Consider the following 19188-nt stretch of genomic DNA (forward strand, 5'->3'; position numbering starts at 1 on the left):
GCCAACCAGCGGCGATCAGGAACCCTTGCGTTTCGGCACATATTCACCTTCCACCTGTTTCAGGAGCACGAAGCGGTCGTTCTCGAGGTCGGCGCGCAGGCCCACCCCGCGGATCTCGCTTCCGGTGCTGACAATCTCCACGGCTTCATCGCTGCTTGCAAGCTTCTCGTCGATCGCGAACTCGATGCGCTCGGAGCGGATTTTCACCGGCTCGCGCTTCGGCCGCGTGCCGTCGAGCACCACGGCGTCCTGCAGCCACAGCCGGTCCTTGGATACGTCCAGCCGCCCGAGTTTCGATTCGCCCTTCCAGCGCGAACCCTCGGCGCTCATGACGTCGAAGAGGGGGGTCTGGATCAGGTATTCGTCGCTGCGCCGCGGACTGCTGATGCGCGGGCTGACCAGCACCAGGTTGGGCTTGCCGGCGTCGTCGTAGACGCGCATCTCGACATTCAGGATTTCGTTGTCCTGATTCGCCAGGCGCGCCGGTGGCGGCTCCGGCGGCGGCAGCGCGAACCAGCGCAGCAGCCCGTAGCTGGCGAGCGTGGTCGCGCCGAGCACAACCATCCACAGCCGCGTGCGCCCCGGAGTCAAGGCGCGCCCGCCAGATGTGCCTGCACCAGTGCGTCCAGCTTGCCCTGCGCGGCGAGGATGAACTCGGCGAACTCGCGCACCGCGCCGCCGCCTGCCGGACGGCTGGCGATCCAGTGACAGCGCCGGCGCACCACCGGCACCGCCTCGGCCACCGTCGCCGCCAGGCGCACGCGCGCAATCACCGCCAGATCCGGCAGGTCGTCGCCCATGTAGGCGGCCTCGTCGTGCCCGATGCCGAGGCTGGCCAGCACCGAATCGAACACCGGCAGTTTCTCGCGCACGCCAAGGTGCACATGCGCGACGCCCAGCTCGCGCAATCGCCGCGCAGCGGCCTCACTGGCACGCGCGCTGATCACCAGGGTCGCAATGCCCGCTTGCTGCAGCAGCTTCAGGCCCAGGCCATCGTGCACATGGAAGGCCTTGGCTTCGGCGCCATCGTTGCCATACCACAGGCGCCCGTCGGTGAGCACGCCGTCGATGTCGAAGCCGATCGCACGGATCGCACGCGCGCCTTCGAGCAGGTCCGCCGGAACGGCCGCCATCAGATGACCCGCGCCCGCAGCAAGTCATGGAAGTTCAGCGCGCCGACCAGCGCGCCGGCATCGTCGACCACCAGCAGCGCCGAGATCTTGTGCGCCTCCATCATCTGCGCCGCCTCGATCGCCAGCTTGTCCGCCGCGATGGTGCGCGGGTTCGCGGTCATCAGCGCGGTCACCGGGGTGGCGCGCAGGTCCACGCTGGCATCGTCCAGCGTGCGCCGCAGGTCGCCGTCGGTGAACACGCCGCAGAGCTTGCCGTCAGCCTGCGCGATCGCGGTCATGCCGAGCTTCTTGCGCGACATCTCCATCAGCGCGTCGGTCACGCTGGCGCTGGGTTCGACGCGCGGGATCTCATCGCCCACGTGCATCACGTCGCTGATGTGCACCAGCAGGCGCCGGCCGAGCTGGCCGGCCGGATGCGAGGCGGCAAAATCGTCGGAGGTGAACCCGCGCGCTTCCAGCAGGGCGATCGCCAGCGCGTCGCCCATCACCAGCGCCGCGGTGGTGCTGGCAGTGGGCGCCAGTCCCAGCGGGCAGGCTTCCTCGCTGACCGCCACGTCGAGGTGCACATCGGCCAGGCGCGCCAGGCTGGATCGCTCGTTGCCGGTCATCGCGATCAGCGGCACGTTCTTGCGCTTGACTACCGGCAGGATCGTCAGCAGTTCATCCGTCTCGCCGGAATTGGACAGCGCCAGCACCACGTCCTTCGTTGTGATCATGCCGAGGTCGCCATGACTGGCTTCGGCCGGATGCACGAAGAAGGCCGGTGTGCCGGTGCTCGCCAGCGTCGCGGCGATCTTGCGCGCGATATGGCCGCTCTTGCCGATGCCACTGACCACGATGCGCCCTTCGCACGCCAGCATCAGCTCGCAGGCGCGGGTGAAGGCACCGTCGATGCGCGCGGCGAGTGCGCGGATCGCGGCGGTCTCGATCTCGATGACGCGGCGTCCGGAAGCGGCAAGCGCGGCGGTCGGCAGCGATACAGCCGGCCGTGGAGCGGAGGCGTTCATGCAGGGATGTATCCGGCGAGGTGGGCGTCGATTCTTTATTCCAGCGGCTTCCGATAGCATCAGCGCCCCTTTTTGGGGCATCCGGGCGTGCCGCGAAAAACCGCGCCGAGTCTACACCCGGGCCACCTGAACCCAAGCCCTTCGGACCCGCCATGAACGCAGACACCATCAAGGCGATGATCGCCGCCGGCATGCCGAATGCAACGATCAGCGTCGAAGGCGCCGATGGCGTGCATTTCGAAGCGCTCGTGATCGCCCCGGAATTCGCCGGAATGCGCCCTCTGCAGCGCCACCGGAAGGTGTATGAAACGCTTGGCGACAAGCTCGGCGGCGAGATCCACGCGCTGTCGCTGAAGACCCTGACGCCCGAGGAATGGGCAGCGCGCGGCTGAAGCCGGGCGCGAACGCACACAAGGAACACCGATGGCCAAGATCATCGTCGAGGGCGGCGCGCCGCTGAATGGCGAAGTGTGGATTTCCGGCGCCAAGAACGCCGTGCTGCCGATCCTCTCCGCCACCCTGCTGGCGGACGGCCCGTGCAGCATCGGCAATGTGCCGCACCTGCATGATGTGACCACCACGATGGAACTGCTCGGCCAGATGGGCGTGGAGCTGGTGGTCGACGAGCGCATGCACATCCATGTGGACCCGACCAAGGCCACCAGCTGCTTCGCGCCGTACGACCTGGTCAAGACCATGCGCGCGTCGATCCTGGTGCTCGGACCGCTGGTGGCACGTTTCGGTCATGCCGAGGTCTCGTTGCCTGGCGGCTGCGCCATCGGCACGCGCCCTGTGGACCTGCACATCAAGGGCCTGGAAGCGCTCGGCGCGCAGATCACCGTCGAAGCCGGCTACATCAAGGCGAAGGCCAAGCGGCTCAAGGGCACGCGCATCGTGCTGGATCTCGTCACTGTTACCGGCACCGAGAACATCATGATGGCGGCCACCCTGGCCGAAGGCACCACGGTCATCGAGAACGCGGCCCAGGAGCCGGAAGTCGTCGATCTGGCCAACTTCCTGATCGACATGGGCGCGCGCATCGAAGGCGCCGGCTCCAACACGATCACCGTGCATGGCGTGGAGCGTCTCAAGGGCTGCCACTACGAGGTGCTGCCGGACCGCATCGAGACCGGCACTTTCCTCGTCGCCGGCGCGATCAGCGGCGGCCGCGTGCTGCTCAAGCGCGCGCGCCCGAAGACCCTGGACGCGGTGCTGCAGAAGCTGGAGGACACCGGCGCGCACCTCAACGTCAGCGAGGATTCGATCGAACTCGACATGCGCGGCAACCGCCCGAAAGCGGTTTCGGTCACCACCGCGCCCTACCCCGCCTTCCCCACCGACATGCAGGCGCAATTCACCGCGCTGAACAGCGTCGCCGAAGGCGTCGGCATGGTCACCGAGACGGTGTTCGAGAACCGCTTCATGCACGTCCAGGAACTGCGCCGCCTGGGCGCCGACATCCGCCTGCACGGCAACACCGCAGTGATCACCGGCGTCAAGCACATGACCGGCGCCCCCCTGATGGCCACCGATCTGCGCGCCTCCGCCAGCCTGGTCCTCGCGGGCCTGGCCGCCGGCGGCGAGACCGTCATCGACCGCGTGTACCACATCGATCGTGGCTACGAGTGCATCGAGGAAAAGCTCGGGGCGCTGGGGGCAAGGATTCGGCGGCTGCCGAATTGAGCAGTGAGTGGTGAGTGGTGAGTGGTGAGTTAAGGCTGGCTCGATCCAGCCCTTGCGGGGTGATTGCTTGTAGCTTTGCTTCTGGCTTTGGCTTTGCTTCTGGCTTTGGCTTTGCTTCTGGCCTCGACTTTGCTTCTGGCTTTGGCTTTGCTTCTGGCCTCGGCTTTTTTGCTGCGAGCGTTTGAAGCAAGAGCGTTTCGGCCTGACGGCCGAGTCACTTCTTTCTGCTTGCCCAGAAAGAAGTAACCAAGAAAGAAGGCACCCCGCGTCCGCGCCTCGTGTGCGTCGTGCACACGAGGTCCCCTGCGGTGCTCACGAAGCGCAGGCCGCTGCGCAACTCGCACATCCCTGTGCTCGGACATGCTCGCTTTCCCCTGCGCTTCGCTCCGCTCCTCGGCGCTCCCGAGGGGCCCCGGGTTTCTTCGACCCGGCTTCCTGCCTGGTTCTTGAGGTGGTGCGGGTCAGCCGGCTTTCGGGTCTTGAACGTTTGAAAGCAGCCGCCCGCAGCAAAGCCGAAGCCAGAGGCAGTAAAAGCGCAAAGTTCACGGGCGGAGGGGCTCCCACTTTGCCGAGGCGATAGCGAAACGGTCGCGGGCAGAGCCCGCTCCCACAGACAGCGACGGCAAGAGCCCAAGGGTCGCGGGAGGAGTCCGCCCCTCATGCAGCAAAGCGACAGCGCCCAGCGCCCCGCGTCTTACTGCTTCTCGAAGCCCTGCAACAAGCTCACCAGCCGCTCGCCATCCGGCTCGATCTGTTCGACCTTGACCGGCAGGTAGCCGTACTTCGGCGCATGCCAGCTGACGGTCTTTCGATCCGGATTGTCGCGCAGGCGTTCGACGCGGATTGCCTCGATGCGACCATCGCCGGTCTCGACCTGCTCGGTGCCGGCGACCAGGAAACGCCACTCCTCGAGCTTGCCCTTGCTGGCGACAGCCAGATTGAAAACCGAGCCCTCGCGCACGCCGTCCGCCAGGTGCGAAGCAATTCCGAGCACCATCGCATGACGGTCCAGCACGCTGCCCTCAACCGCATAGCTCCAGCGCTTGTCGTCGTCTGACTCGCTGGCTTTGCCGCCCGCGATGTCGAGTGTTCGCGCGCGGTGGCGGCCGACCATGTCCTGGTTGTAGCGATACGAGGTGCTGGCCAACCCGGACTCACCGAGCATCAGCGTCGAGCGCTCCTCAATGGTCACCCCGAGGAAACCGGCAAGACCGCCCTGGCCCTCCGTACGACTCACGAACAACCACTCGCCTTCCTTCGGGGCGCTCAGCGCCATCGCCATCGTGCCGAGTTCCTTGCCGTTGCGGCTGACCGCAAATCTGGCCTCGAAGGCCTTCAGGTCAGCGGCCTGCACGGTGCAGGAGAACAGGGCAAGGCCAATCAGGTACAGCGGCTTCATGGTTTGGCGGCGTGTCTGGGTTTGGGTCGCCATTCGAGCGCGCAGCGGATGAATGGGGGCTTACGGGGGAGCGGTTGTGGGTTCCGGGTTGTGGGTTCTGGGCAGCGAAGCGAAGGCGAAAGGCCGCCGCCTGCCCGCATTTGCCGCCCACAACCCACAACTCACAACCCACAACTCACGCCGATCGCTCAAGCCAGACCGAGCGGCGCCCCCAGCACCCCACCATCCACCACGACCCGCTCCCCGTCCAGGCGCACGCGGCGCTCGGCGAACAGGCGCACGGCAGCGACCAGCAGGCGGTGTTCCTGCGGCAGCAGGCGCGCGGCGAGAGTGTCGGCGGTGTCGTCCTGCAGCACGGGGATGCGTACCTGCATCAGCACCGGGCCGCCGTCAAGCACGGGGGTGACGAAATGGACGCTGGCGCCGTGCTCGGCTTCGCCAGCATCGATCGCGCGAGCGTGGGTGTGCAGGCCCTGGTATTTCGGCAGCAGCGAGGGGTGGATGTTGATCAGCCGGCCACGCCATTGCTCCACGGTCGCGGCGGTCAGCACGCGCATGAATCCGGCCAGCACCACCAGCTCGGCGCCGCTGTCGGCCACGGCGGCAAACAGGGCGGCTTCGAAAGCGGGCTTGTCGGCGTAGTCGCGCGGCTCGAACACGGCCGTCGGGACGCCGGCGCCACGCGCCAGGCCCAGGCCCGGCGCATCCGGTTTGTTGGAAAACGCGCCGACGATGCGGACCGGCAGCCCGTCGCGGGTCGCCTCGATCAGCGCACCCAGGTTGCTGCCGCGGCCCGAGAGCAGGACCGCGACGCGCAGCGGCTCAGCGGATGTGGACACGCTCGCCCTCGCCGGCGTGCGCTACCACTTCGCCAATGTCCCAGGCGGGCAAGCCCTGGACGGCCAATCGTTCGATTGCGCCGGCGACCGCCTCGGCCGGCAGCACCAGCACGAAGCCGATGCCGCAGTTGAAGGTGCGCCACATCTCGCTGCGCGCCACCTGCCCAGCCTGCATCAGCCACTGGAACACCGCCGGTTCCGGCCATGCACTGCCGTCGATCGCCAGCCCCAGGCCCTCGGGCACCACGCGGATGATGTTCTCGGTGATGCCGCCGCCGGTGATGTGCGCCATCGCAGCAATCGGCAGATCGGCCAGCAGGCCAAGAACCGGCTTGACATACAACCGCGTAGGCGCCATCAGCGCATCGCCCAGGGCCCGACCGCCGCAGTCCTGCGAGAGATCGGCCTGCGCGCGCGCAAGGATGCGGCGGATCAGCGAATAGCCGTTCGAATGCGGGCCGGAACTGGCGATGCCGACCAAGCGGTGGCCGGCCTGCACGCTGCTGCCATCGAGCATCTTCGAGCGCTCGACCAGGCCCACGCAGAAGCCGGCCAGGTCGTACTCGCCGGGCGGGTACATGTCCGGCATCTCGGCGGTTTCGCCGCCGACCAGCGCGCATCCGGATTCCTCGCAGCCCCTCGCGATGCCGGCCACGACGGCCGCCGCGGTGTCGACATCCAGCTTGCCGGTCGCGAAGTAATCTAGGAAGAACACCGGCTCGGCGCCCTGCACCAGCACGTCGTTGACGCACATGCCGACCAGGTCGATGCCGATCGTGTCGTGGCGCCCGAGCTGCTGCGCGAGCTTGAGCTTGGTGCCGACCCCGTCGGTGCCGGAGACCATGACCGGCTCCCGGTAGCGCTCCAGCGGCACGCGCACCGAGGCGCCGAAGCCGCCGACGCCAGCCAGCACCTCGGGACGCATGGTGCGCCGAACCGCCGGTTTGATGCGCTCGACCAGGCTGTTGCCGGCGTCGATATCGACCCCCGCATCGCGGTAGGTCATCGGGGTGTGCTGGGTCATGGCCGCGGGTCCGGCGAAAAGAATGGCGCGGAGCATAGCGGGTCGGGCTGGAACGAGGGCACGAGGGCACGAGGGCACGAGGGCACGAGGGCACGAGGGCACGAGGGCACGAGGGCACGAGAAGGCTCGCGATCTTGGGGCCCATTGCAAGTAACTGATTGTATTGCATTTCCAAACGCTCTCGCAGTGAAGCGAGGCTGAATCTTGGATGAGGTCTTGGCGTGCCCCTCGTGCCCTCGTGCCCTCGTGCCCTCCCGACACCCTCATGCCCTCGTGCCCTCCCGACACCCTCATGCCCTCGTGGCTTCCCGACGCCTTCGTGCCCCGTGCCCCGCCCGCCACTCGCTGCCATACTTCACGCATCGTGACTCACCCGGTTGATCGCATGCGCTGGTTCTGTGCTTGTTGGCTGCTGCTCGCCCTGTCCACCCCGCTGCTGGCCAACGATCTCTACACCGGGGAGGTGCCGGTGTCGGGGCAAGACGAGCCCTCGCGTAAAGAGGCAATGGTCGCGGCACTCAAACAAGTGCTGGTCAAGGTTTCCGGCGACCAGGCCGCCGGCGAGCGCCCGGAGGTGCAGGGTGCGCTGGCGGATCCGGCGCCGCTGATCCAGGCCTTTTTCTATCGCCAGGATGTCGACCGCAGCGGCCCGGTGCCGGCGCTCAAGTTGTATTACACCGCCAATTTCGAACCGCGCGCGATCAATCGCCTGCTGTCTGCCAGCGGGCTGTCGCAATGGGCGCGCGAGCGGCCGACGCTGATGGTCTGGGTGGTCGGCGATACTGGTGGCAGCACCCAGTTCCTGGGCCAGCCGCAACTGGCCCCGCTGCTGCGCCGCGGCACCGAGCGCGGCATCCAGCTGAGCGCCGGCCCGACCACCACCGAGGGCGAAGGCGCCGTCAGTGCTTTCGACGTGGAGCGCGGCCAAGTCGCCAGCCTGCGCCCGGTGGCCAGCCGTTTCGGCGCGCCCGGAGTGCTCGCCGGACGCATTTACAGCACTGCCGAGGGCGTGGTCGGCCGCTTCGCCTTCGCCGACGGCGAGCGCGAGGAGAGTTTCGAGGTCCGCGGCCTGGACCCCGCGGGGACCCTGCGCGCGGCGGCGGACGAGACTGCCAACCGGATGGCCACGCGCTATGCCTTCGCCGCTGCCGACAGCGAGCCGGTGGCGGTCGCCGCCGTGGTGCGCAATCTGCGCTCCGCCAGCGACTTTGCGCGGGCCCAGGCCTATCTGTCGTCGCTGTCGATCGTGCGCGAGATGCGCCTGTCGGGCGCCGCGGCGGACACGATGAATGTCGATCTCAGTGTCTCCGGCGGTGCCGAGCGGCTGCGCCAGATCGTCGCACTGAACCAGGTGCTGGCGGTGGCCGGCGACAGCAGCGACGGCGCGCTGGTGCTGGATCTGAAGTGAAGGCATGAGCGAACCGGGCCGCACCTGGCTGCGCCATTTGCCGAACGCTTTGTCGCTGGCGCGGCTGGCGGCTGCCTTGCCGATCGCCTGGCTCGTGGTGCACGACCACGGCCAATTGGCCATGGTCTGCTTCATCCTCGCCGGCGCCTCCGATGGGCTGGACGGCTGGCTGGCCAAGCGCTTCCGCTGGCAATCGCAACTCGGTGGCTGGCTGGACCCGCTGGCGGACAAGGCGCTGGTGCTGTCGGTCTGCGTGGCGCTGGCGCTGCACGGCGACCTTCCGTGGTGGTTGCTCGGTCTGATCGCGGTGCGTGACCTGGTGATCGTCAGCGGCGCGGTCGCCTTCCACTTCAACTACGCGCCGCTGCACGCGCGGCCGACTTTACTCGGCAAGCTGACGACCTTCGCCCTGCTGCTGACGGTGGTGGCGCTCCTGGCGCGCAACGTGGGTGCACAGATCGCACCCGCGCTGGTCGATGCGCTCGTCTGGCTGTGCGCCAGCCTGCTGGTCGCGAGCGGCATCGACTACGTGCGGCGCTGGAGCTCCAAGGCACGCAAGGTGCGGCGCAGCGAACAATCGCAAACACGGGAGCCACGCAGCCCATGAGCACCACCCATCGCTGGCAGTTGCTGGCTATTACCGTCGCCATCGGCTGGCTGCTGTACCTGCTCGGCCCGGTGCTGACGCCGTTCGCGGTCGCGGCGCTGCTCGCCTACCTGGGAGATCCGCTGGTCGACCGCCTGGAGGCGCGCGGTTACAGCCGCAGCATCGCGGTGGTGCTGGTGTTCACCTTGATGACCTTGCTGCTGGTGCTGGCGCCGCTGATCCTGATTCCGGTGCTGGAATCGCAGATCAGCACCCTGGTCGACAAGCTGCCGGTCTACATCGGCTGGCTGCGCGAACGGGTGATGCCCTTCCTGGTCGAGCGCCTGGGCGTGGACCCGGCGATGTTCAGCACCGACCAGATCGTGGCCATGCTGAAATCGCACTGGCAGCAGGCCGGCGGCGTGGCGGCGACGGTGATCGCGCAAGTTTCCCAGTCGGGTCTCGCCATCATCGGCTGGATCATGAACCTGCTGCTGGTCCCGGTGGTGACCTTCTACTTCCTGCGCGACTGGGACACGATGATCCTGCGGGTGCGCGAACTGCTGCCGCGCACGGTCGAAAGCCGGGTGGTGGAAATCGCGCGCCAGTCGGACGAGGTGCTCAGCGCCTTCCTGCGCGGGCAGATCCTGGTGATGGTCGCGCTCGGCCTGATCTATTCGATCGGCCTGTGGATGGCCGGCCTCAAGCTCGCCTTCCTGATCGGCATGGGCGCCGGCCTGCTGAGCTTCGTGCCCTATCTCGGCGGCATCCTGGGCGTCGGCGGCGCGGTGATCGCCGCGCTGGTTGAACACCGCGACCTGATCCATGTGGTCTATGTGCTGATCGTGTTCGGGGTCGGCCAGACGCTCGAGGGCTTCGTGCTGACGCCGTGGCTGGTCGGAGACCGCATCGGCCTGCATCCGGTGGCGGTGATCTTCGCGATCCTCGCCGGCGGCCAGCTGTTCGGCTTCATCGGCGTGCTGCTGGCGCTGCCGCTGGCCGCCGTGCTGCTGGTGATCCTGCGCCATGTGCACCAGCGCTATGTCGAGAGCGGGTTGTATCGGGAGGGAGCGGGGACGGCGGAAGCTTCGGGACCGGGGACCCGGGACCCGGGACCCGGAAACGGCGGGGAGCCCGCGCAGCTCGCTTCGACTGTCGCTTCCGCGAGCGCCCCTTCGGCCTCGACATCCGAGCTCCCGATGCATCTCCCGGGTCCCGATGAGCACATCGCCTCAGCTCCCGGCCACCCAACGCCTCCCGCGGACACCCAATGAGCCAGCTCCCGCTGGCCCTCGGGCGTCTGGACGCCCCCGATTTCGAGCATTTCTGGCCGGGCGCGGATGCGCTGGTGTTGGCGCGTTTGCGCGCGCTGGCGGCGGCGCCGGGCGCCGCGCAGGTGCTGCTGACAGGTGGCGAATCCAGCGGCAAGACGCATCTGCTGCTCGCCACCTGCGAGGCCGCGCGCGCGGCGGGCTACGATGCCGCCTGCCTGCCGCTGGATCAACTGGACGGCGCCGACCTGGCCGAGGCGATCGACGCCGAACTGGTCGCGGTGGATGCGGTGGACGCGGCGTTTGCCGACCGCACGCGCGCCGAATGGCTGTTCGCCCAGATCAATCGCCAGCACGACCGCGGCCGTGCGCTGCTGCTGGCCCTGCGCCGGATGCCCGAGCCCGGCGAGGTGGTCCTGCCGGACCTGCTCTCGCGGCTGATGCGTTGCGAGAAGCTGTCGCTGGCGCCGCACGATGACCACGCGCGCCGGTCGATCCTGCTGCACCGCGCCGAGCAGGTCGGCATCCCGCTCGATCCCGCCGCCGCCGACCACCTGCTGCGCCACGAGAGCCGCGACTTGCGCGCGCTGCTGGCGCGCCTGAAACAACTCGACCGCGAAGCCCTCGCCCGCGGCCGGCGCATCACCGTGCCGCTGGTGCGGGATGTGGCGGGCCGGACCGGTTGAACGCGGAGACGCGGAGGGCGCGGAGAAAAGCAGCTGCAATTGACGGAGTTCCCGCCTTTCTCAGCGTCAGTCGAGCAGAGACATATGGACGCGAAGAAACCAACAGCTCTGCTTCTCCGCGTCGCGGCGTTGAAGCAGCCCGGGCCTGAGGCGAGGACGCAGAGAGCGCAGAGAAAAGCTGCCGCTCTGCTCCTCTCCGCGTCCTCCGCGTCTCCGCGTTGAACTGGCCCGGACGGGCCGATCAGCGCTCGATGAGCTCGACGCCTTCCATGCCGGCACTGAGCGTATGCGCGTCGCCGCCCTGCGCCAGCTTGATGCGCAGGCGCACCTCGTTCGACGAGTCGGCGTGGCGCAGCGCGTCTTCGTAGCTGATCTCGCCGGCCTGGTAGAGCTCGAACAGGCTCTGGTCGAAGGTGCGCATGCCGAGGTTGGTGGATTCCTTCATCACGTCCTTGAGCTTGTGCACCTCGCCCTGGCGGATGTAGTCCTGCACCAGCGGGGTGCCGAGCAGCACTTCCATCGCCACCCGGCGGCCCTTGCCGTCCGGCGTCGGAATCAGCTGCTGCGCGACGATACCCTTCAGGTTCAGCGACAGGTCCATCAGCAACTGCGGCCGGCGGTCTTCGGGGAAGAAGTGCAGGATGCGGTCGATCGCCTGGTTGGCGTTGTTCGCATGCAGGGTGCACAGGCACAAGTGACCGGTCTCGGCGAAGGTGATCGCGTGCTCCATGGTCTCGCGTGCGCGCACCTCGCCGATCAGGATCACGTCCGGCGCCTGGCGCAGGGTGTTCTTCAGCGCCAGCTCGAAGGAATCGGTGTCGATGCCGACCTCGCGCTGGGTGATGATGCAGCCCTCGTGCTTGTGCACGAATTCGATCGGGTCCTCGATGGTGATGATGTGGCCGGTCGAGTTCTGGTTGCGGTAGCCGAGCATCGCCGCCAGCGAGGTCGTCTTGCCGGTGCCGGTGGCGCCGACGAAGATGATCAGGCCGCGCTTGGTCATCGCCAGCGTTTTCAGGATCGGCGGCAGGCTGAGCTCATCGAGGGTCGGGATCTTGGTCTCGATGCGGCGCAACACCATGCCGACCTGGTTGCGCTGGTAGAAGCAGCTGACGCGGAAACGGCCCACGCCCTGCAGGCTGATCGCAAACTGGCACTCGTGGGTCTTTTCGAACTCCTCGCGCTGCGAGGGCGTCATCACCGAGAGCACCAGGTCGCGGCTCTGCTGCGGCGTCAGTGCGGCCTGGGTGATCGGCGCGATGCGCCCGTGCACCTTGATTGAAGGCGGCACCCCGGCGGTGATGAACAAGTCCGACGCCTTCTTGTGCACCATCAGCTTCAGGAAGGAATTGAAGTCGATGCTCATCTGCGTTTCCTCCGACCGGGCGCCCGGTGGTGCACTCCAGCTTGCGGCACCGAGAGGCGATTTGGGTTGTGGGTTCTGGGTTCTGGGCAGCGAAACTCGCAACTCGCGACACTGTGGGAGCGGCTTCAGCCGCGATCGAACCACCCTTCTCCAGTGCGGCCTGCGGGTACCACCCGCCACCCACCGGAGCGTCGCCGGATTGTGCCTGATCCCGGGTTCACTGTCTGCGCTCCAGGCAACCGCCCGGCGCGTTGCCTAGGGCGAGTTCGCTTCGGGCCGGTCCCAGGCCGGGACGAAGTCCGCCGGCGGGCTGGCCGGCAGACCCTGCGCCTTGACCAGCGCCCGTGCGACGCTGAGTTCGGTTGCACCCGGGGCAGACCAGGCGCGGCGCCATTCGCCGAAGGACACCGGCTTGCCAGGCCCCACCCGCTGCATGCCGGACTCGACCAGCCAGGCGAGATCCCGACGCTGCTGCTGCGCGCGGCGCAGGGCCTCGCTGTCGGCCGGATACAATTGCAGTTCCAGCGCCAGACCGAGCGAGTGGGTGACGATGGAGTCGCTATGCTCGACCATCCGGCGCGCCAGCGTGCGGCAATCCGCGAGCCACGGGTGTTCTGAGCTGTTTCCCCCACACCACCACTGCAGCGTGACCAGGTAAGGCATCGCAAGCGCATTGCCCACACCCACCGCAAGAATCACGGGCAGATCTTCCCGACGCACACCTTCCCAGCCCGGAAGCTCATCGGTTTCCGGCCACTCGTCCGGTAGCGGCACCTTCTGGAGGGAATTCACCAGCATGCGCATCGAGGTCGAGAAGTGGGTGTCGAAACGCTTCGCGCCCGCAGCCCGGCGCAGCGCCTCGATCGCCAGCGGGATGGCCCCGGCGGCATCGCGGGCCGGCAGGGTGCCGATCCAGACCACTGCGTTGTCGGGCTCCAGTTGCCGCAGGCGCGCGAGCATCGCCAGGCGCGCCTGGGCGGTCGCCGCCGCGCCGGCGGTCTTGCGCACCGGCGGATCGAGCAGGGCCCAGAACAGCAAAGTCGCATCGTCCTGACCGGCCTTCAGCGCGGCGTCCAGCAATCCCTGCGCCCGCTCGCGCAGCGCATCCGAACGGTCTCCGGCGCGCATCGACTGGTCGAGCAGCAGGAGTCCGGCGATCCAGCGCTCGCGCGGTGACGGACTGGCCGCCAACCGCTCGACCGCGCGGCCGGTGTATTCCTCCATCGCGGCTTCCAGGCGCTCGCCCGGCGTCGCGTTGCCAGCGACCGGATCATTGGCCAGCACCGGACCCGCGGCCACGGCCAGCAGGCCCACGAGGCACGCGCGCAGTAGGGAAAGCGCGCTGCTCACGCCTCGAACAGCCGCTTGTCCTTGGCGTAGGTCATCGCCTGCTGGCGCGTGATCAGTCCGCGCTTGACCAGGTCCTGCAGGCACTGGTCGAGGGTCTGCATGCCGTAGTTGGCGCCGGTCTGGATCGACGAATACATCTGCGCGACCTTGTCCTCGCGGATCAGGTTGCGGATGGCCGGGATGCCGACCATGATCTCGTGCGCCGCGATGCGGCCGCCGCCGACCTTCTTCAACAGCGACTGCGCGATAACCGCGCGCAGCGATTCGGACAGCATCGAGCGCACCATCGGCTTTTCGCCGGCGGGGAACACGTCGATGATGCGGTCGATGGTCTTGGCCGCCGACGAGGTGTGCAGGGTACCGAACACCAGGTGACCGGTCTCCGCGGCGGTCAGCGCCAGGCGGATGGTCTCCAGGTCGCGCAACTCGCCGACCAGAATGTAGTCCGGGTCCTCGCGCAAGGCCGAGCGCAGCGCCTCGTTGAAGCCGTGCGTGTCGCGGTGGACCTCGCGCTGGTTGATCAGGCACTTGTTCGAGGTGTGCACGAACTCGATCGGGTCTTCCACCGAGAGGATGTGCGCGTACTCGTTCTTGTTGATGTGGTCGAGCATCGCCGCCAGCGTGGTCGACTTGCCCGAGCCGGTCGGGCCGGTCACCAGGATCAGGCCCTGCGGCTGGTCGATCAGCTCCTTGAACACCTTCGGCGCGGCGAGGTCTTCGAGGCTCAGGACTTCCGAGGGAATGGTACGGAACACCGCGCCGGCGCCGCGGTTCTGGTTGAACGCGTTGACGCGGAAGCGCGCCAGGCCGGGGATTTCGAAGGAGAAGTCGACCTCGAGGTATTCCTCGTAGTCGCGGCGCTGCTTGTCCGACATGATGTCGTAGACGAGGCCGTGCACCGACTTGTGGTCGAGTGCCGGAATGTTGATGCGGCGCACATCGCCGTCGACCCGGATCATCGGCGGCAGGCCGGCCGACAGGTGCAGGTCGGAGGCCTTGTTCTTGACGCTGAAGGCCAATAACTCGGCGATATCCATGAGTCCCCCTTGCCACGCTCGGATGCCGATCGAGTATAGCCACGTCGGCTGCATCAGCGGTTGACTTCGGCCAATCGAACCGCAGTATCGAGCGACTCCTCGGCCAGAGTTTCCGACCATGCCTGACGCAGCGGCCCAGCGCCTTGCATCGATCCGCCAGCGCATTGCCGCGGTCGCGCAGGGGCGAACGGCGACACTGGTGGCGGTCAGCAAGACCCAGCCCGCGGCGCGCGTGCGCGCGATGCATGCGGCGGGGCAGACCGTGTTCGGCGAGAACTATGTGCAGGAGGCACTCGCCAAGATGACGGAACTGGCGGATTGCACCATCGAGTGGCATCTGATCGGCCCGCTGCAATCGAACAAATGCCGCGAGGTGGCCGAACATTTCGACTGGATGCAGACCCTGGACCGCGCCAAGTTGATCCCCCTGCTCGCGCGCCATCGGCCAGACGGAAGCGCGCCGCTCAACGTACTGGTGCAAGTCAACCTGGACGATGAAGACAGCAAGTCCGGCGCCCATCCGGCCGACATCGACGCCCTGGCCGACGCGGTCGCGCGCCAACCGCGCCTGCGCCTGCGCGGCCTGATGTCGATTCCAAAGCCCTGGCCGGATCCAGACCAACGTCGCGCCGGCTTCCGGGCACTGCACGCCATGTTCCAGGCGCTGAAGCAACGCCACCCCGGCATCGACACCCTGTCGATGGGCATGAGCGATGACTTCGAATTCGCCCTGGCCGAGGGCGCGACGATGGTGCGCGTGGGGTCGGCGCTATTCGGGCCCAGGGGCTGAGAGCGGTTGTTGGTTGTTGGTTGTTGGTTGTTGGTTGTTGGTTGTTGGTTGTTGGTTGTTGGTTGTTGGGGGGGGCGGTGTGGGGGGGGGGGGGGTTGGGGCTTCCCCGCCGCCGCCCCGCCGGGGGGGGGGTTCCGCGCGCGGGGCCCCCCGGTGGGTGGTTTCCCGGGTGGGTTGGGCGGGGGGGGGTTGGGGTTTGGGGGGCGGGGGGGGGGGGGGGGGGGGGCGGGGGGGGTGGGGGGGGGGGGGGGTTGGGCGTCGGGGGGGGGGGCCCCCGGGCGTCTTTTTTTGGTTGGGGGGGGGGGGGGGCGGCGGGGGGGGGGGGGGGGGGGGGGGGGGGGGGGGGGTTTCGGGGGGGGGTGGGTTTGGGGTTGTTGGGGCGGCCCCCCGGCCCCGCCCCCCGCCCGCTGGGCCCCTCCCCCCCCCCCCCCCCCCCCCCCCCCCCCCCCTTGTTGGTTGTTGGTTGTTGGTTGGCAGCGAAACTCGCATGCCGGCACTCCTGTGGGAGCCGACTCTGTCGGCGATCTTCCCACCAGCCGCCCGGAAAAGATCGCGGCTGAAGCCGCTCCCACCGAACAATCCGTAATACATTGATTTATCAAGGGAAAAATCCGGAGGACACGAGGGCACGCAAAGGCGCACTTTCGCACCGAACCGGCTCTTGCGTGCCCTCGTGCCCTCGAGTTCGATGCGCGAACAAGCGCACCGCCAGGGGCGACCGGAACTCCCACGGGCCCTCGGCCCGCCGACTCTTGTCGCCAACAACCGATAACCAGCAACCGACAACCGCTTCTCAGACGCCCGCATTCTGCAGCAGCCGCTGCAGTTCCTCGGCGGCACGCCGGAACTCGGTGCCGGCCTGACGCGCCATTCCGATGGAATCGCGCAGGGTGCCCGCGCGGGCGCCGTGCTCGATCAACTTGGCCAGATCCGACAGAGCCATGGCGCCGAGATTGGCGCTGGTCGACTTCAGCGAATGAGCTGGAGCGATCATCGCCTGCACGTCGCCGCGCTCGGCGGCAGCCACCAGGATGCCGAGGTTCTTTGGCGTGTCCTCCAGGTAGACCTTGACCAGCGAGGTGAATTCGCTGCCCATGACATCGATCAATTCGTTGACGATGGCTTCGTTGATTGCGGGCGTCGACGGCGACAATTTGACCGGTTCGGTCTGGCGCACCGCGGAGTGCAGTTTTTCGGCCTCGGGCGCCCGGGGCTGGGCCGGCGGCGCCTCGACCTTGCGGTGCTTCGGCATCCATTTGCGGATGGTTTGTTCCAGCAGGCCGCGGTTGAGCGGCTTGGACATGTAGTCATCCATGCCGGAGGCGAGGCACTTCTCGCGGTCGCCCGCCATCGCATTGGCCGTCATCGCGATGATCGGGATGCGCGGCATACTGCGCTCCTGCTCCAGGGTGCGCCGCGAGCGGGTGGCGGTGTAGCCATCCATCACCGGCATCTGGCAATCCATCAGCACGACGTCATAGACGCCGCGCCCCATCATCTCGAAACCTTCCTTGCCATTCTCGGCGATGTCGTAGGTGATCCCGATCAAGCTGAGCAGCCGCTGCGCCACCTGGCGGTTGACCGGATTGTCCTCGACCAGCAGCGCATGCCCGGCGAGTTTCGCCTGCGCCGCCGGTTCAGCTTCTTCCGCGGCCGATCGCGTGGCAGCGGCAGCTGAGTCATCGACACCCAGCCGGGCGGCCTCATCCAGCAAGCTGAAACGGCGTTCGCTGCCCGACTCGACTTGCAGCAGCTTGTTGAGGACGGCCTGCAGCTCTGACTCGCTGAACTGCCGCTTGAGCACCGCGCCACGGTGCGGCTCCACCTGCAACTCGGCCGGATTGGGCTCGTCCCCCTCGACGAACACCATGCGGATGCGTTCCAGCGCCGGTTCGCGGCTTACATTCCTGGCCAAGGCGGCAGCGGTCGGGCGCATGCTGCCCACATCCACCAGGACCACGTCGAAAGCCCAGTTCTCGCCCAGTGTGGCCGAGGACTTGAGCTTGCTGAGCGCATCCGCCGCCGTGTTGGTCGCAATCTGGCTGATGTTCCAGTTCTGGCAGTAGCCAGTCAGCCGCTGGGTCAGCCGGGCATCCGCGCTGACAATCAGCGCGCGCGAACCGGACAGATCGCGGCGATTGGCGCTGACATCACCGATGGCCTTCTGGAACGGCGCGCTGAACCAGAATACCGAGCCTTTGCCGACCTCGCTCTTGAGCCCGATCTTGCCGCCCATCAGTTCCACGATGCGCTTGCAGATCACCAGGCCGAGGCCCGTGCCACCGTAGTTGCGAGTGGTGGAAGTGTCGGCCTGGGAGAAGGGCTGGAACAGGCGCTCGGACTTCTCCGGCGAAATCCCGACGCCGGTGTCGCGCACGGCGAACAGGATCTCGCTGGTGGTGCGGGTCTCACCGCGCTTGCTCACCTGGATCTGCACCGAGCCCTTGTCGGTGAACTTGATTGCGTTGCTGACCAGGTTGAACAACACCTGACGCAGGCGGACCGAATCACCACGGCAGGCCAACCGCACATTGGGATCGAAAGCGACCGCCAACTTGAGGCCTTTGGCGTCGGCGGCCTTCTCCATCAGGCGCACCACCGAGTCGACCACCTCCTTGAGGTTGATGCCGACGTTCTCCAGCTCCAGCTTGTTGGCCTCGATCTTCGAGTAATCGAGGATGTCGTCAATGATGCGCAGCAGGTGCTTGGCCGAGGTGTACGCGGTGTTGAGGTATTCGCGCTGATCCGGGCCGAGCTTGGTATCCCGCAGGATCTCGAGCAGCGGGATGATGCCGTTCAGCGGCGTGCGCATCTCATGGCTCATGGTCGCGAGGAACTCGCCCTTGGCCATGTTCGCGGCTTCGGCAACCTGCTTGGCAGCCTCCATTTCCTTCTCGAGGTTGCGGTGGCGCTCGAGTTCGGTGCGCAACTGGACGATCTCGGTCTGCTCGGCGGCGGTCAGCCCCGGCTGGCGGTCGCGGTCGCGTTCACGCTCGGCGCGCGACGCGGCGTACTCCGCCAGGAACGGCGGTTGCGCCACACGTGCCTCGGCGTCGGCGATCGCCGCCACGCGCCGCCCGAGAAGCAGATTGAGGATGACCAGCAGCACGGCCAGCAATGCGGCGGACCACTCGGCCTCGCGCCCACCCAGCAGCAGGAAGATCATCGGCGCCAGCAGGACCACGAGGACACCGATGAGCAACAACAGTTCGGTCGCGAACAGCCAGACGCTCGCGGTCGCCAGCCCGGCGATGGTGAGGATCATCGGCATGTTGTAGGCGCCGCTCGGCAGCATGCCAAGCATCACCGCGCCGATTCCCCAGCTCAGCGAACTGGTGATCAGCACACCCTCGGCGATCTGGAAGGAACGCTCGCTGTCATGCTCGCGACGGATCCACGCCCAGGCCGCGACCACGCACAGCGCAAAATGCACGCCCAGCCAGACGGCCAGCGTCCCCATCGGCGCCCAGGAGCGCACCGAGAAAACCGTCAGGAGCGCGAACACCAGGCTGCCGCTGCACCAGTAAAGGACGGCATCGACGCCCTTCTGGCGACGCCATTCCAGTGCCCCGAGCTGCCCTGTCTGTTGCATGCTGCCCCCTCGTCTCG

At 67.6% G+C, this 19188-nt stretch carries 17 protein-coding genes; 7 read left to right on the forward strand and 10 right to left on the reverse strand.

Annotated features, from left to right (window positions below; all coding sequences use genetic code 11):
• Positions 1-15: 15 nt before the first annotated feature.
• The 3 genes from lptC to IPK27_02430 are packed head-to-tail and all read right to left on the reverse strand — an operon-like array spanning position 16 to position 2140.
• Positions 16-591 (reverse strand): LPS export ABC transporter periplasmic protein LptC, encoded by a 576-nt coding sequence (gene lptC / locus IPK27_02420; protein MBK8066508.1) that lies wholly within the window; start codon positions 589-591, stop codon positions 16-18.
• The gene (locus tag IPK27_02425) at positions 588-1133 is read right to left on the reverse strand and encodes a phenylphosphate carboxylase subunit delta (protein MBK8066509.1); all 546 of its coding nucleotides are present in this window, start codon (positions 1131-1133) and stop codon (positions 588-590) included. The genes lptC and IPK27_02425 overlap by 4 nt, the downstream gene beginning before the upstream one ends.
• Positions 1133-2140 carry a KpsF/GutQ family sugar-phosphate isomerase gene (locus tag IPK27_02430; protein ID MBK8066510.1) on the reverse strand — a complete coding sequence of 336 codons (1008 nt, stop codon included), beginning with the start codon at positions 2138-2140 and terminating at the stop codon, positions 1133-1135. Before IPK27_02430 ends, IPK27_02425 begins: the two co-directional genes overlap by 1 nt.
• A gap of 152 nt (positions 2141-2292) precedes the next feature.
• Here IPK27_02430 and IPK27_02435 point away from each other — a divergent pair, with 152 nt between their 5' ends.
• Together IPK27_02435 and murA are read left to right on the forward strand one after the other, a co-directional pair.
• Complete coding sequence (locus IPK27_02435; GenBank protein ID MBK8066511.1) at positions 2293-2532, forward strand: BolA/IbaG family iron-sulfur metabolism protein; 240 nt, start codon at positions 2293-2295, stop codon at positions 2530-2532.
• 31 nt (positions 2533-2563) lie between these two features.
• Positions 2564-3823 (forward strand): UDP-N-acetylglucosamine 1-carboxyvinyltransferase, encoded by a 1260-nt coding sequence (gene murA, locus IPK27_02440; protein MBK8066512.1) that lies wholly within the window; start codon positions 2564-2566, stop codon positions 3821-3823.
• A 694-nt stretch (positions 3824-4517) separates the two neighbouring features.
• Here murA and IPK27_02445 read toward each other — a convergent pair.
• The 3 genes from IPK27_02445 to purM form a co-directional block, all read right to left on the reverse strand.
• Complete coding sequence (locus tag IPK27_02445; protein ID MBK8066513.1) at positions 4518-5222, reverse strand: DUF3108 domain-containing protein; 705 nt, start codon at positions 5220-5222, stop codon at positions 4518-4520.
• A 188-nt stretch (positions 5223-5410) separates the two neighbouring features.
• On the reverse strand, positions 5411-6061 hold the full coding sequence (locus IPK27_02450) for a phosphoribosylglycinamide formyltransferase (protein ID MBK8066514.1): 651 nt from the start codon (positions 6059-6061) through the stop codon (positions 5411-5413).
• Positions 6045-7085: a phosphoribosylformylglycinamidine cyclo-ligase gene (gene purM / locus IPK27_02455; GenBank protein MBK8066515.1), complete on the reverse strand. Its 1041-nt coding sequence runs from the start codon at positions 7083-7085 to the stop codon at positions 6045-6047. Before purM ends, IPK27_02450 begins: the two co-directional genes overlap by 17 nt.
• Positions 7086-7470: 385 nt before the next feature.
• Here purM and IPK27_02460 point away from each other — a divergent pair, with 385 nt between their 5' ends.
• From IPK27_02460 to IPK27_02475, 4 genes are read left to right on the forward strand one after another with little or no spacing between them, the layout of a single operon-like run.
• Complete coding sequence (locus IPK27_02460; GenBank protein MBK8066516.1) at positions 7471-8493, forward strand: DUF2066 domain-containing protein; 1023 nt, start codon at positions 7471-7473, stop codon at positions 8491-8493.
• A gap of 4 nt (positions 8494-8497) precedes the next feature.
• A complete protein-coding gene (locus tag IPK27_02465) occupies positions 8498-9100 on the forward strand; it encodes a CDP-alcohol phosphatidyltransferase family protein (protein ID MBK8066517.1) in 603 nt (200 codons plus the stop codon).
• On the forward strand, positions 9097-10353 hold the full coding sequence (locus IPK27_02470) for an AI-2E family transporter (GenBank protein MBK8066518.1): 1257 nt from the start codon (positions 9097-9099) through the stop codon (positions 10351-10353). Before IPK27_02465 ends, IPK27_02470 begins: the two co-directional genes overlap by 4 nt.
• A complete protein-coding gene (locus tag IPK27_02475) occupies positions 10350-11036 on the forward strand; it encodes a DnaA regulatory inactivator Hda (GenBank protein MBK8066519.1) in 687 nt (228 codons plus the stop codon). The genes IPK27_02470 and IPK27_02475 overlap by 4 nt, the downstream gene beginning before the upstream one ends.
• 241 nt (positions 11037-11277) lie before the next feature.
• Here IPK27_02475 and IPK27_02480 read toward each other — a convergent pair whose 3' ends face one another.
• From IPK27_02480 to IPK27_02490, 3 genes are all read right to left on the reverse strand, one after another.
• Positions 11278-12402 (reverse strand): PilT/PilU family type 4a pilus ATPase, encoded by a 1125-nt coding sequence (locus IPK27_02480; protein ID MBK8066520.1) that lies wholly within the window; start codon positions 12400-12402, stop codon positions 11278-11280.
• Positions 12403-12657: 255 nt separating this feature from the next.
• Positions 12658-13701 (reverse strand): hypothetical protein, encoded by a 1044-nt coding sequence (locus IPK27_02485; GenBank protein MBK8066521.1) that lies wholly within the window; start codon positions 13699-13701, stop codon positions 12658-12660.
• A 47-nt stretch (positions 13702-13748) separates the two neighbouring features.
• The gene (locus tag IPK27_02490; GenBank protein ID MBK8066522.1) at positions 13749-14789 is read right to left on the reverse strand and encodes a type IV pilus twitching motility protein PilT; all 1041 of its coding nucleotides are present in this window, start codon (positions 14787-14789) and stop codon (positions 13749-13751) included.
• A gap of 118 nt (positions 14790-14907) precedes the next feature.
• Between IPK27_02490 and IPK27_02495 the strand changes: the two genes are divergently transcribed.
• Positions 14908-15579, forward strand: coding sequence for a YggS family pyridoxal phosphate-dependent enzyme (locus tag IPK27_02495; GenBank protein ID MBK8066523.1), 672 nt, complete (start codon positions 14908-14910; stop codon positions 15577-15579).
• Between the two features lie 793 nt (positions 15580-16372).
• On the opposite strand, the gene IPK27_02500 is transcribed toward IPK27_02495, so the two are convergent.
• Positions 16373-19171 carry a response regulator gene (locus IPK27_02500; GenBank protein MBK8066524.1) on the reverse strand — a complete coding sequence of 933 codons (2799 nt, stop codon included), beginning with the start codon at positions 19169-19171 and terminating at the stop codon, positions 16373-16375.
• Positions 19172-19188: the final 17 nt, after the last annotated feature.

It is taken from the genome of Rhodanobacteraceae bacterium (assembly GCA_016713135.1).
In the GTDB taxonomy this organism is placed as follows: domain Bacteria; phylum Pseudomonadota; class Gammaproteobacteria; order Xanthomonadales; family SZUA-5; genus JADKFD01.

What these genes read in the sequence shown, in the direction of transcription:
- IPK27_02480 (MBK8066520.1), bottom strand. Translation starts at nt 12,402, where the DNA reads ATGAGCATCGACTTCAATTCCTTCCTGAAGCTGATGGTGCACAAGAAG.
- IPK27_02495 (MBK8066523.1), top strand. Translation starts at nt 14,908, where the DNA reads ATGCCTGACGCAGCGGCCCAGCGCCTTGCATCGATCCGCCAGCGCATT.
- IPK27_02460 (MBK8066516.1), top strand. Translation starts at nt 7,471, where the DNA reads ATGCGCTGGTTCTGTGCTTGTTGGCTGCTGCTCGCCCTGTCCACCCCG.
- IPK27_02490 (MBK8066522.1), bottom strand. Translation starts at nt 14,789, where the DNA reads ATGGATATCGCCGAGTTATTGGCCTTCAGCGTCAAGAACAAGGCCTCC.
- IPK27_02470 (MBK8066518.1), top strand. Translation starts at nt 9,097, where the DNA reads ATGAGCACCACCCATCGCTGGCAGTTGCTGGCTATTACCGTCGCCATC.
- IPK27_02430 (MBK8066510.1), bottom strand. Translation starts at nt 2,140, where the DNA reads ATGAACGCCTCCGCTCCACGGCCGGCTGTATCGCTGCCGACCGCCGCG.
- IPK27_02465 (MBK8066517.1), top strand. Translation starts at nt 8,498, where the DNA reads ATGAGCGAACCGGGCCGCACCTGGCTGCGCCATTTGCCGAACGCTTTG.
- IPK27_02500 (MBK8066524.1), bottom strand. Translation starts at nt 19,171, where the DNA reads ATGCAACAGACAGGGCAGCTCGGGGCACTGGAATGGCGTCGCCAGAAG.
- IPK27_02435 (MBK8066511.1), top strand. Translation starts at nt 2,293, where the DNA reads ATGAACGCAGACACCATCAAGGCGATGATCGCCGCCGGCATGCCGAAT.
- purM (MBK8066515.1), bottom strand. Translation starts at nt 7,085, where the DNA reads ATGACCCAGCACACCCCGATGACCTACCGCGATGCGGGGGTCGATATC.
- murA (MBK8066512.1), top strand. Translation starts at nt 2,564, where the DNA reads ATGGCCAAGATCATCGTCGAGGGCGGCGCGCCGCTGAATGGCGAAGTG.
- IPK27_02425 (MBK8066509.1), bottom strand. Translation starts at nt 1,133, where the DNA reads ATGGCGGCCGTTCCGGCGGACCTGCTCGAAGGCGCGCGTGCGATCCGT.
- IPK27_02475 (MBK8066519.1), top strand. Translation starts at nt 10,350, where the DNA reads ATGAGCCAGCTCCCGCTGGCCCTCGGGCGTCTGGACGCCCCCGATTTC.
- IPK27_02445 (MBK8066513.1), bottom strand. Translation starts at nt 5,222, where the DNA reads ATGAAGCCGCTGTACCTGATTGGCCTTGCCCTGTTCTCCTGCACCGTG.